The organism is Chthonobacter albigriseus (assembly GCF_013839445.1).
Classification (GTDB): domain Bacteria; phylum Pseudomonadota; class Alphaproteobacteria; order Rhizobiales; family Pleomorphomonadaceae; genus Chthonobacter; species Chthonobacter albigriseus.
Genome location: NZ_JACDIT010000001.1, coordinates 1,544,162 through 1,556,550 on the forward strand (window position 1 = coordinate 1,544,162; position 12,389 = coordinate 1,556,550).

Here is a 12,389-nt window from a genome sequence, read left to right on the forward strand (position 1 = left end):
CGGCTTCACCGCCTCGGCTCACGCAGCATAGACCACCAGGAGGTCCTTGGCGTCGATCTGCGCGCCGGCGCTGACGGCCACATCGGCGATCGTGCCGTCGCGCTCGGCGTGGATCGACGTCTCCATCTTCATCGCCTCGATGGAAAGGAGCACGTCGCCGGCCTTGACGGTCTGGCCCGCCTTCACCGCGAGGGTGGAGACGACGCCCGGCATCGGCGCGGCCACGTGGTTCGGGTTGCCCTCCTCGGCCTTGCGGCGGGTCGTGCGGCCGGACGCGGCGCGGCTGCGATCGGGCACCTTGACCATCCGCGGCTGGCCGTTCAGCTCGAAGAAGACGCGCACCATGCCGTCCTCGTCGGCCTCGCCGATCGCCTGGCAGACGATCATCAGCGCCTTGCCCTTTTCCAGCTCGACCGACAGGTCGTCGCCCTGCGCCATGCCGTAGAAGTAGACCGAGGTCGGCAGCGCCGAGGTCGGGCCGTAGGTGTCGCGCGCCTTGGCGTAGTCGGAGAACACCTTGGGGTACATCAGGTAGGAGGCGAGATCCTGGTCGCTCGGCGCTTCGCCGAGCTTGGCGGCGAGTTCGGCCCGCACCGCGTCGAGGTCCGCCGGCGGCAGCAGCGAGCCCGGCCGTACGGTGATCGGGTCCTCGCCCTTCAGGATCTTGCGCTGAAGGTCGAACGGCCACCCGCCGGGCGGCTGGCCGAGGTCGCCCTTGAACATCTGCACGACGCTTTCCGGGAAGGCGACGTCCTTGGCCGGATCGAGCACGTCCTCCGGCGTCAGACCCGACGACACCATCACCAGCGCCATGTCGCCCACCACCTTGGACGACGGGGTGACCTTGACGATGTCGCCGAACATGCGGTTCACGTCCGCATACATCTGCGCGACCTCGTGCCAGCGCGTCTCCAGCCCCAGTGAGCGGGCCTGCTCCTTGAGGTTGGTGAACTGCCCGCCGGGCATCTCGTGGAGATAGACCTCCGACGCCGGGCCCTTGAGGTCGCTCTCGAAGGCCGCGTACTTCTGCCGGACGGCTTCCCAGTAGAACGAGATCCGCCGGATCGCTGCCTGGTCCAGCCCGGTGTCGCGCGCGCCGCCCTCAAGTGCCGCCACGATCGAGCCGAGGCAGGGCTGAGAGGTGTTGCCGGAGAAGGCGTCCATCGCCGCGTCGATCGCGTCGACGCCTTCCTCCACCGCGGCAAGCACGCTGGCCGCTGCAATGCCGGAGGTGTCGTGCGTGTGGAAGTGAAGCGGGAGGTCCGTCGCGTCCCGCAGCGCCCGGAACAGCACCCGTGCGGCGTTGGGCTTCAGGAGCCCCGCCATGTCCTTGATGCCGATCACATGCGCACCGGCCCGCTCCAGCTCCTTGGCGAGCGCGACGTAGTACTTCAAGTCGTACTTCGACCGGGCAGGATCGAGGATGTCGCCCGTATAGCAGATCGCCGCCTCGCAGACCTTGTCCGCGTCGAGCACCGCGTCCATGGCGACGCGCATGTTCTCCACCCAATTCAGGCAGTCGAACACGCGGAACACGTCCACGCCGTTCGCCGCCGCCTGGGCGACGAAGTAGCGGACGACGTTGTCGGGATAGTTGGTGTAGCCGACGCCGTTGGAGCCGCGCAAAAGCATCTGCAGCAGGATGTTCGGCGCCTTGTCCCGGATCAGCGCCAGCCGCTCCCACGGATCCTCGGTGAGGAAGCGCATGGCGACGTCGAAGGTCGCGCCGCCCCAGCACTCCAGCGAGAACAGCCCCGGCAGCGCCCGCGCGTAGGCCTCGGCGATCTCCGCCACGTCGTAGGTGCGCATCCGGGTGGCGAGCAGCGACTGGTGTCCGTCGCGCATGGTGGTGTCGGTGACCAGCACCCGGCTCTGCTCGCGCATCCAGGTGGCGAGCGCCTTCGGCCCCCGCGCCTTCAGGAGATCGCGCGTGCCCGGCTGGATCGAGCCCTTGAACGGCGGCACCACCGGACGCACGTCGGCCTTCGGCCGCGCCCGCTTGCGCGTCTCCGGATGGCCGTTGACGGTGACGTCGGCGATGTAGGTGAGCAGCTTGGTCGCCCGGTCGCGCCGCTTCACGGAGGCGAACAGCTCCGGCGTCTCGTCGATGAAGCGCGTGGTGTAGCGGTTCGACTGGAATTTCGGATGGCCGATGATGTTCTCAAGGAACGTCAAGTTGGTGGCGACGCCGCGGATGCGGAACTCGCGGAGCGCCCGCTGCATCCGGTGGATCGCCTCCTCCGGCGACGGCGCCCAGGCCGTCAGCTTCTCAAGCAGCGGATCGTAGAAGCGCGTGATCACCGCGCCGGCGTAGGCGGTGCCGCCGTCGAGCCGGATGCCGAAGCCGGTCGCACCGCGGTAGGCGGTGATGCGGCCGTAGTCCGGGATGAAGTTCTGTTCCGGATCTTCGGTGGTGATGCGGCACTGCAGGGCATGGCCGTTGAGGCTGATGCTTTCCTGCGGCGGGACGCCCGACGCGGGGGTGCCGATCCTGGCGCCTTCCAGGATGTGGATCTGCGCCTTGACGATGTCGATGCCGGTCACCTCCTCGGTGACGGTATGCTCGACCTGGATGCGCGGGTTCACCTCGATGAAGTAGAAGGCGCCCGTGTCGGAATCCATCAGGAACTCGACAGTGCCGGCGCCGTAGTAATGCGTGGCGTGGCCGATCTTGACGGCATAGTCGGTGAGTTCGGCCCGCTGGGCGTCGTTGAGATAGGGCGCGGGCGCCCGCTCCACCACCTTCTGGTGCCGCCGCTGCACCGAACAGTCCCGCTCGAACAGGTGCACGATGGTGCCGTGCTGGTCGCCGAGGATCTGCACCTCGACATGCCGGGCTCGCTCGACCAGCTTCTCCAGATAGACCTCGTCCTTGCCGAAGGCCGCCTTGGCCTCGCGCTTGGCCGTGGTGACCTCCTTCAGCAGCGTCGCCTCGTCACGGATGACGCGCATGCCGCGCCCGCCGCCGCCCCAGGATGCCTTCAGCATCACCGGATAGCCGATCCGCTTGGCTTCGGCCTTGATCGTCGCCACGTCGTCCGGCAGCGGGTCGGTCGCCGGCATCACCGGGACACCGGCGGAGATCGCCAGGTTGCGGGCGGCCACCTTGTTGCCGAGTTGGCGCATCGTCTCCGGCGAGGGGCCGATGAAGATGATTCCGGCGTCCGCGCAAGCCTCGGCGAACTCGGGGCTCTCCGACAGAAGGCCGTAGCCCGGATGGATCGCGTCGGCCCCGCTCTCCTTGGCAACCCGGATAACCTCCGGAATGGAGAGATACGCCTCGATCGGGCCCAGCCCCCGACCGATCTGGTAGGCCTCGTCGGCCTTGAAACGGTGCAGGGCCAGCTTGTCCTCCTCGGCGAAGACCGCGACGGTCTTCAGTCCGAGTTCGTTGGCGGCCCGGAAAACGCGAATGGCGATTTCCGACCGGTTTGCGACGAGCAGCTTTGTGATCGGCACCCTGATGCCCCCTTTGGGATGTCGGTCTGGATCGGTTTAGATCGTTTACACGATCGGACGCCTGCACGGAAAGACGGCATGGCGCGGAACGCGACAGATCCGCAGGTCGGCTGGCGCCGGCAGCGGCCCAAGGCCCCGGAATCCGGCATCGGAATGCAGGAAATGCATGCCTGCATTGCGCCAGGGGCATCCTGAAGAAGCTCAATTGATGATGCCGCGCCGGAAGGCCTCGGCGACCGCCTGGATGCGGTTCGTGGCTTTCAGCTTGCGGGCCGCCGTGTTGAGATACCAGTCGGCCGTGTGCTGCGAAATCGCAAGGATCTGGGCGATCTCCCAGCTGGTCTTGCCTTCTGCCGCCCATCGTAGGCAATCGGCTTCACGCCCCGACAGCTTGGTCCCGTCAGCCTGCAACCGCTCCGCTTCGACATCGCTGAGCCGGTTGCGCGCGTGCAGGGCGATCAGTTGGAACAGCCAAAGGTCATGCTCGGAAACCGCCGCGGACGGCCCGGCCAGGGTGAGAAAGGCGCGCCTTCCGTTGAAGCACTGCACCGGCACGCAGATACCGTCGGCCAGCCCATGCTGCGCCGCTTCGCCGAGCACTTCGCCGGCGCGCGGACTGGACGGGTCGTCCGCGGTGGCGCTCCAGGTGAACGGACGCCAGCATCGACGGGCCCGCTGCACGATCGGATCGTGCTCGATGTAGCGGCGTTGCCGGTAGATTTCGACGTAGCTGTGCGGAAACTCGTTGAGCAGGAAAACCACCTTCCGCTCAGCGGCGAAATCGGCGAGCGCGTAGGCGGTGAAGCCGAGATGGCGCGCGGCATGCCGCAGCGCCCGTTTCACCCCCTCTTTGCAGGAGGCGGCTTCAAGGCGGCGAATGCAGTCCAGGAGTGAAGAGGTCCGAGCCATCCAGACCCACCGCGCGGCCGTCGCGGTTCCCTTTAACCATCAGTATTAAGTACAATTTAAATGACATAATTGACCGAAAGATTGCAAACGGGTTCGCGCCCTAATTCCGGTAGTCTGGCGACCGTGGAGGGAGCGGCCTATTCGGCCGCCTGATCGGCGCGCCGCATCGGCAGCCGGGCGATCGCCTCGACGAGCCGCGGGGTCGCGACAAGCGTCGACCGTTCCTTGACGTCCAGGAAGGAGATCGCCTCCTCCACCGTCTCCGCTTCGGAAATCTTGGCGGCGACGAGCGCGGCAACAGGGTCGACCTTGCCGCGCGGCCGATCCGAAAGGCGATCAACCAAAGCGAGATGCTGCCGCCGCCAAGCCGGGTCGGTGGCGACACGAACCAGATCCGGGGTGCGGTCGAGCGCCGCCTGCAGCGCCGTGCGGATGGGCGACATGGCGGTCCGGATCGGAGGCGGGTTGGTCTCCTCCGGGGTCCGGAGCAAACCGAGCCGGCGGACTGCGCGCCCGACCGACGCGGATCCGGTCAGCGCCGAGATCGGCACGGCGAGGAGCAGCCCGGTGACAGCCGGAGACAGCCAGGCGAGCAGCACCCAGCTGTCGGCCGTTGCAGCCAGGGCGAGCGCCAGGCCGGAGATCACGTGCCAGCGGTGCCGATGGACGAGATCGCGCAGCGGCAGGCCGCCGTCATCGCGCCGCTGCGGCTTCCAACCAGCGTCGCGGCGCATCAGGATCTCCATGATCGCGCCGGTCTGGATCAGCATCATGATCGGCGCGATCAGCGCGGACACCACCACTTCGAACAGGAAGCTGAAGATCAGGCCGACGACGCCGCCGGACGCCTTGCGCGCCTTGGTATCCAGCATGAAGGCGACCAGACCCATGATCTTCGGCCCGAACAGCACGACCATGGTGAGCCCGAACAGCGCGAGCGCGCGCTCCGCGTCGATCCGCGGCCAGCTGGGAAACAGCTGGAATTCGTCGCTGAAATACTCGGGCCGGATGAAGTGCGCCTGCAGCGAAAGCGCCAGACCGGACAGGATCAGCAGCAGCCACAGCGGTGAGGCCGCATAGGACATGATGCCCGTGAGCAGGTGCATCCGGCTGACCCAGTGCAGGCCCTTGCCGCCGAGCACTTTGGAATGCTGCAGGTTGCCCTGACACCACCGCCGGTCGCGGATGGCAAGGTCGATCAGCGACGGCGGGCTTTCCTCGAAGGAGCCGTTGAGATCGTCCGCGATGATCACCGTCCAGCCGGCACGGCGGATCAGGGCCGCCTCGACGAAATCATGGCTGAGAATGTGCCCGCCGAACGGCGGTTTCCCCGGCAGGTCCGGCAGGCCGGCCGCCGACATGAAGGCCTCGGTGCGGATAATCGCGTTGTGGCCCCAGAAGTTGCCCTCCCGCTGCACCCACCAGGAGAGCCCCGTGCCGACGATCGGTCCGTAGACCCGCCCGGCGAACTGCTGCAGGCGCGCCACCACGGTGGTGCCGTTGACCAGCATCGGGATGGTCTGGATCAGCCCGGCGTCCGGATCGGCTTCCATCCGCCGCGCAAGTTCGATGATGGTTTCCGCGTCCATCAGGCTGTCGGCGTCGAGCACCAGCAGATGGTCGTAGCTCTTGCCCCAGCGGCGGCAGAAATCGGCGACGTTCCCGGCCTTCTTGGCGACGTTGTTGCGCCGGCGCCGGTAAAAGATGCGCGCCCGGTCGCCCAGCCGCTGCCGCACCGCCAGGAGCGCCGTCTCCTCGGCCAGGGCGATGTGCGGATCGGTGGTGTCGGCGAGCACGAACCAGTCGAAGGCGTGGCCCTGCCCGCGCTCTTCCACCGCGACAGCCATCGCTTCGATCGCAGCGAAGATCCGGTCCGGATCCTCGTTGTAGGTCGGCATCAGCATCGCCGTCCGGCGGGCGAGCGGGGCGGTGGCGACTTCGGCCGGCCGACCCAGGCGCCGGGAGACCAGCGTCACGAAGCCGGCGATCGAGGCGATGAAGGAGATCGCGATCCAGGAGAAGGTGACCGTGAACAGCACCAGGACGACGGCCTCGATCGGCGTCAGTTCGCCGATCGCCAGCACGTTGTACATCTCGTAGACCGCATAGGCGATCAACGCCAGCGACCCGCCCATCACCGTGAAGCGTCGCAGGCGGCTCGACCGCGATGCCGGATCGACCAGCTTGCGCCGGGCGCGACGGTCGAACACGTCGAGCCGCTGCGCCGGCATCGCGCCCGGGTTTTCCGGGGGCATGCCGGGGGCGACCGGGACCGGCGTCTCCGCCTGCTCCGCCGGAAAGGCGATCAGGCGGTCCATCGGTACACCCACGTCTCGGCAGGGGCGCCGGTCTCGAAGGTGAGGGTGGCGCGCAATTCGATCAGCGTCTCGTTCTGCGGGTCGAGTTCGAAGGACATCCGCAGGCCGCCGATACTGGGATTGTCATGGATGATCACGTTGCGCACCGCGCCCTTGGAGGCGTTAACGGTGGCCTTGGGCGCGCCGATCTTCGAGCGGTCGACGCCCTCCGGGAAGACGTAGTCGATCACGAACAGCCGCACCGGCGTCGGGCCGCCGATCGAGGCGCGGCCGGAACGGGTAGCCGCCACCGTGCTGGAGCCGAGCGCCATCGCCGGGTCGTTGCCCCAGGCCAGCCGGTAGGCGAAGAAATACTCCGAGCCGGCCGGGATCTTGTCCTTCGGGGCCCAGTAGACGACGATGTTGTCGTGGATCTCCGAGTTGGTCGGGATCTCCACCAGCGTCACTGCCCCGGCGCCCCAGTCGCCGACGGGCTCGACCCACAGGCTGGGCCGCCGTTCGTAGCCGGCTTCCAGATCCTCGTAGCTCTTGAAGTCGCGGTCGCGCTGGATCAGGCCGAACCCGCGCGGGCTCTGGTCGACGAAGGCCGAGATCTGCAGGTCGGTCGGGTTGGCGAGCGGGCGCCACAAGCGCTCGCCGCGCCCCGTCACCATCAGCAGCCCGTCGGAATCGTGCACCTCCGGGCGGAAGTCGTCGACGTTCTCCCGGTCGTTGGAGGAAAAGAAGAACATCGAGGTGCCCGGCGCCAGGCCCACCTTCTCCAGGTCGACGCGCGGGAAAAGCTGCGCCTCCACGTCCATCAGCGTCGGCATGCCCGGCCGCACGGTGAAGCGGTAGGCCCCGGTGACGGACGGGCTGTCCAGTAGGGCGTGGATCACGCAGGTCTCCGACCCGGCGACCGGCGTCTCCACCCAGAACGCCCGGAACAGCGGAAACTCCTCGCCCTCCGGATCGCCGGTCTTGATGGCGAGCCCCCGCGCCGAGAGGCCGTAGATCTGTCCCTTGCCCAGCGAGCGGAAGTAGCTCGCCCCCTGGAACACGACGACCTCGTCGAAGTAGTCCGGCCGGTTGATCGGCCCGTGCAGGCGGATGCCGGAGAAGCCGATGTCCTCCGTCGGCACCGGCTGCGGCACCAGCGGCCCCATCGTGAACATCTCGGGGCTGTAGGCCAGGTGTCGCGCCTCGCCGTTCTCCACAATCGCCACCTCCACCGGGTCCTTGTAGTAGAACCCGCGGTGGAACATCTGCATCTGGAACGGCAGCCCGGTGTTGGCCCACACCGACTTGTCCGTGTTGAAGCGGATATCGCGGTACTGGTCGTAGGTGAGTTGGTCGAGCACCTCCGGCAGCGACGTGTCGAGCGGCTGGAACGGCTGCTTGGCCAGCCCCCGCGCGATTTCCGCCACGCTCGAGCGGGTGAACCGCCCGCTGACGGCGAACGAGGACTGGACGGCCGCGGCCGCGATGCCCGGGGCCACCCCGCTCGCAAGGAGGACGGAAGCAAGGGCGCTGGCTGCGGTCTTCAGCACGTCTCGGCGGCTGGCCTCGATCGATCCGGACATAGGGTCTGCTGCGGCTCCACTCGACGACTCGTACGCCACGTCCGGCGGCGGCGAAATCTCCTCGGGCCTGACGCCGCAGAGGACCCTTCGCCGACCGTCGGCCACTCGACAGTTGTGCGACGCGGGATAAATCCTCCGCCGCGAAAGCCACGCGTCCACCGTTTACCCTGTTGTCCGCGCGATCGTGGCCAAGCGCTGCGGCGACCCGGATTTCCGGCCGATCTGGCGCAAGAGACTGTGTTCTCCTGGGCTTGGCGATCGGAACGTCCGGCGCAGTCTTGTTCGGTTACGCGAGGAAAGCGGCGTGTTGCGGCGAAACGATGACAGTATCCGCTTGAAATCATATCGAAGTCCGCGGCCGAACGAAATAGCCGACCCCGCTTTGGCGACCACTCTTTGCTGCACCGCGGCGGTGCACGCAGACCCCCGCCGGCGTCCCGGCGGTTCGTCCGGCCGGACGATTTTCCTTGAACACCATCGCTGAACGTGCGAACCGCCGGCCGGTTCCGTGATCGGCCACCGAGGCGCGGCGTTTTCCCATCGCCGCCGGCGTCAGTCTTCCGCAGGTTCCGCTTCGGCGGGCAGCGCCTCGATCAGCCGCACCTCGGCTCCCGCGCAGAGCGCGCGCACCCGTTCGCTCGGGCAGTGGTCGGTGACGAAGCTGTCGACCTGGTCGATGGTGCCGATCCGCACCGGCGCGGTACGGTCGAACTTGGTGCTGTCGGACACGAGGATCACCTGCCGGGCGTTGGCCATGATCGCCTGCGCCACTTTCACCTCGCGGAAGTCGTAGTCGAGCAGCGACCCGTCCTCGTCGATCGCCGACGTGCCGACGATGGCGAAGTCCACCTTGAACTGGCGGATGAAGTCGGCGGCAGCCTCGCCCACGATACCTCCGTCGGAGCGCCGCACCACGCCGCCGGCGATCACCACCTCGATCTGCGGGTAGGGCCGCATGATGTTGGCGACGTTGATGTTGTTGGTGATCACCATCAGCCCGCTGTGCTGCAGGAGCGCCTGCGCGACGGCCTCTGTGGTGGTGCCGATGTTGATGAACAGCGACGCGTCGTTCGGGATCAGCGCTGCCGCCGCCCGCCCGATCGCCGCCTTTTCCCGCGAGGCGATCTGCCGCCGCGCGTCGTAGCCGACGTTCTCCACGCTGGAGGCGATGATCGCGCCGCCGTGCACACGGGCCAGCAGCCGCTGCTCGCAGAGCTCGTTCAGATCCTTGCGGATCGTCTGCGGCGTGACGTCGAAGCGGACCGCAAGGTCCTCCACCGTGACGCGGCCGATCTGTTTGGCGAGATCGAGAATGGAGTGCTGACGCGCGAGCAGCATGAAGAGCGATTCGGGCTGGGGACGTTGGCGAGACCGGAGGTATAGCACCCCGTCCGCCCCGCCGTCACGCCAGCCCCGCCGGCGACCGTTTCGGACCGGCACGGCCGGTTGATGCCTCGCCTGCTGTTGCCGCTTGCATTCCGCATCGGTCTGAACGATCCAGGGAATGGCGCGCGGGAAGCTGGCCCGTGCCGGACTGCGGATGACGACCCATGCATATGCCTGCCATCTACCCCGACCTTAAAGAACGTTCGGTATTCGTCACCGGGGGCGGCAGCGGCATCGGCGCGGCGCTGACGGAGGCTTTCGTCAAGCAGGGCGCGAACGTGGCGTTCGTCGACATTGCCGAGACTGAAAGCCGTGCCCTCGCCGACCGGATGGAAATCGAGCACGGCCGCCGGCCGCTGTTCGTTCCCTGCGACATCCGCGACGTAGCCGCCCTGCAGGCCGCGGTCGCGGAGGCCGGACGGATCTTCGGCGACATCTCCGTGCTGCTCAACAACGCCGCCAACGACCAGCGCCACACGGTTGAGAGCGTCACCCCGGACTACTGGGACGACCGCATGGCGATCAACCAGCGGCCGATGTTCTTCACCGCCCAGGCCGTGCTGCCGATGATGCAGCGCCTGGGCCAGGGCTCGATCGTCAACTTCGGCTCGATCTCCTGGAAGCTCGGCAACGGCGGCATGCCGGCCTACACCACGGCCAAGGCGGCAGTGCACGGCCTGACGCGAGGTCTCGCCCGCGACTTCGGCATCCACGGCATCCGGGTCAACACGATCCTGCCCGGCTGGGTGATGACCGAACGGCAGAAGGCGCTCTGGCTGACGGCTGAAGCGGAGAAGGAGATGCTGGCCGGCCAGTGCCTGAAGATCCACATCCAGCCGACCGCCATCGCCGACATGGCGCTCTTCCTCGCTTCCGACGCGTCCGTGGCCTGCACCGCCCAGGAGTTCACCGTCGACGCCGGCTGGAGCTGATCAGGCGCCGGTCGGAAGCCGCACCCGCGTGAGCAGGCCGATGCCCGCCAGCACGCCCGGGACGGCCGCCAGCAGCGCGGAGGGCCGCTGCCACGACGGCCGCACCATCAGCTGCGACAGGACCGTCGCAGCGCCGACCTGACGCGACACAGTCGAGGCGAAGCGGCGCTGGTAGCCTGCTGCGGTTCCACCGGAGAGAAGCGTGTCCACCGCCTGCCGGGCGCTCTCCAGCGCGATCGCAATGCCGTCGCCGGCAAACGACGGGATGACGGCGGCCTGATCACCGAGCCACCACGGCCCCTCCGTAACCCGGCGCACGTAGCCGTAGGGGATGCGCGTGACGGCGAGCGCCTTGTCCAGGAGAGGCTCGGCGCCGTCGAGCTGGCGGGCGATCTCCGGCGCCTCCGCCACGAGGCTGCGCACCAGGTCGTCGAAGCGGCCGCCGTGGTCCGCGAAGCGGCGGCGGGAGACGAGCAGGCAAAGGTTCACCGCATCCTGCCCAACCGGCTGCAGTCCGGCATAGCCGTCGCGGAAAGGAACGATGGTGACGACCGGATCGCTTGGAGCGACGGCCCGCCGATAGAGCATCTTGAGGCCGACGAGATCGCCCTGGCGGCCCTCCGGCCGTGCGTGACCACGCAGGTCGTGCTTGCCGGTCGCCGCGAAGAAGGCCGGGACTTGGACGGGGCCGTCGCCGTCGAGCCGGACGGTCGTGCCGCCGTCGGGATCGAGATCGAAGCCCTGGACCGACACGCCGCGAAGCACCCGCGCGCCCGCCGCCTCGGCCGCGCCGAGCAGGGCCTCGTCGAGCACCAGCCGCGACAGGCTGACGGCCGGAAACGGCAATGTCCGGCGGACAACGCCGCCGGACGGGGTCGCATAGGCGACAACCTGGATCGGAACGGCACCCAGAGCCGAAAGGTCGAGACCGAGATCGCGCGCCGTCTCCACCGCCTCGCCGCTGACGAACTCGCCGCAGACCTTGTGGTGCGCCTCCCGCCGCTTTTCCGCCAACGTGACGCGGACCCCCGCCCGGGCGAGGAGGATGGCCGCGGCCGAGCCGGCCGGCCCGCCGCCGGCGATGAAGACGTCCGGGCTCATTTCACCCGTCCGACGCAGAGACGGTAGGGCAGCCACCACGACAGCGAGACGGACCGTGGATCGATGTCGGCGGCAGCGAGAACGCCGAGCCAGTCCGCCTTGCGGAACCCGCGGGCGATCGACACCGGCCCGTCGTGGCGCACGAAGCGGTGCCAGCGGCCGACGGACGTGATCAGCTGGAACCCGTGGAACGACACCGGGTCGCGGTGAAGATCGTTGACGAACCAGCCGAGCCGCGCCGTCTCCTCGCTCCAGGCGATGAATCGAACGAGATCCGCGCCGAAGAGGTGGTGGGTGAAGAGCGCGCTGATGACGAGGTCCGGCGGATCGGTCGGGACGTGGCTGAAGATGTCTGCCGTGTGGTAGCGGACGGGCCAGTCCGCCGGGGTCGCCTCGCGGGCGGCTCGCGTCGACCACGGATTGATGTCGACGCCGGAAAGCTCCACCGCGACGCTGCGACGGGAGGCCCAGCCGGCGACGGCCCGGAGCGTGTCGCCGTAGCCGCTGCCGGCGTCGAGGATCCGCAGCGGCCTGCCGGAGGGCAGCCGCCCGGTCCGGCGGAGACGCTCCAGGAACCCGAGCGTCGGGCGGTAGCCGAGCGACAGCCGGTTCACCCGGGCAAGGTCCTCCAGGCAGGCGAGGAAGTCCTCGAAGGGGACCGCCTCGGTGTCCATCCATTCCGCTTCGGTGGAGCGGCTGTCGGCTGAGAAGGCGGCCATGAC

8 protein-coding genes are annotated in these 12,389 nt (G+C 68.2%); 1 reads left to right on the plus strand and 7 read right to left on the minus strand.

Going from position 1 to position 12,389, the window contains the following annotated elements; genetic code table 11:
* Positions 1-18: 18 nt before the first annotated feature.
* The 5 genes from pyc to HZ321_RS07020 all read right to left on the minus strand — a co-directional run bounded on the left by pyc (position 19) and on the right by HZ321_RS07020 (position 9,586).
* Positions 19-3,459: a pyruvate carboxylase gene (gene pyc, locus HZ321_RS07000; RefSeq protein ID WP_181701462.1), complete on the minus strand. Its 3,441-nt coding sequence runs from the start codon at positions 3,457-3,459 to the stop codon at positions 19-21.
* 201 nt (positions 3,460-3,660) lie between these two features.
* Positions 3,661-4,302 carry an autoinducer binding domain-containing protein gene (locus HZ321_RS07005; protein ID WP_181701463.1) on the minus strand — a complete coding sequence of 214 codons (642 nt, stop codon included), beginning with the start codon at positions 4,300-4,302 and terminating at the stop codon, positions 3,661-3,663.
* Positions 4,303-4,505: 203 nt separating this feature from the next.
* Positions 4,506-6,686, minus strand: coding sequence for a glucans biosynthesis glucosyltransferase MdoH (gene mdoH, locus HZ321_RS07010; protein ID WP_181701464.1), 2,181 nt, complete (start codon positions 6,684-6,686; stop codon positions 4,506-4,508).
* Positions 6,674-8,248: an OpgD/OpgG family glucan biosynthesis protein gene (locus HZ321_RS07015; protein ID WP_181701465.1), complete on the minus strand. Its 1,575-nt coding sequence runs from the start codon at positions 8,246-8,248 to the stop codon at positions 6,674-6,676. The genes mdoH and HZ321_RS07015 overlap by 13 nt, the downstream gene beginning before the upstream one ends.
* A 552-nt stretch (positions 8,249-8,800) precedes the next feature.
* The gene (locus HZ321_RS07020) at positions 8,801-9,586 is read right to left on the minus strand and encodes a DeoR/GlpR family DNA-binding transcription regulator (protein ID WP_181701466.1); all 786 of its coding nucleotides are present in this window, start codon (positions 9,584-9,586) and stop codon (positions 8,801-8,803) included.
* Between the two features lie 212 nt (positions 9,587-9,798).
* Here HZ321_RS07020 and HZ321_RS07025 point away from each other — a divergent pair, with 212 nt between their 5' ends.
* A complete protein-coding gene (locus HZ321_RS07025; protein WP_206682731.1) occupies positions 9,799-10,566 on the plus strand; it encodes an SDR family NAD(P)-dependent oxidoreductase in 768 nt (255 codons plus the stop codon).
* Here HZ321_RS07025 and HZ321_RS07030 read toward each other — a convergent pair whose 3' ends face one another.
* Together HZ321_RS07030 and HZ321_RS07035 are read right to left on the minus strand one after the other, a co-directional pair.
* On the minus strand, positions 10,567-11,667 hold the full coding sequence (locus tag HZ321_RS07030; RefSeq protein WP_181701467.1) for an NAD(P)/FAD-dependent oxidoreductase: 1,101 nt from the start codon (positions 11,665-11,667) through the stop codon (positions 10,567-10,569).
* The gene (locus tag HZ321_RS07035) at positions 11,664-12,386 is read right to left on the minus strand and encodes a methyltransferase domain-containing protein (RefSeq protein WP_181701468.1); all 723 of its coding nucleotides are present in this window, start codon (positions 12,384-12,386) and stop codon (positions 11,664-11,666) included. Before HZ321_RS07035 ends, HZ321_RS07030 begins: the two co-directional genes overlap by 4 nt.
* Positions 12,387-12,389 lie beyond the last annotated feature (3 nt).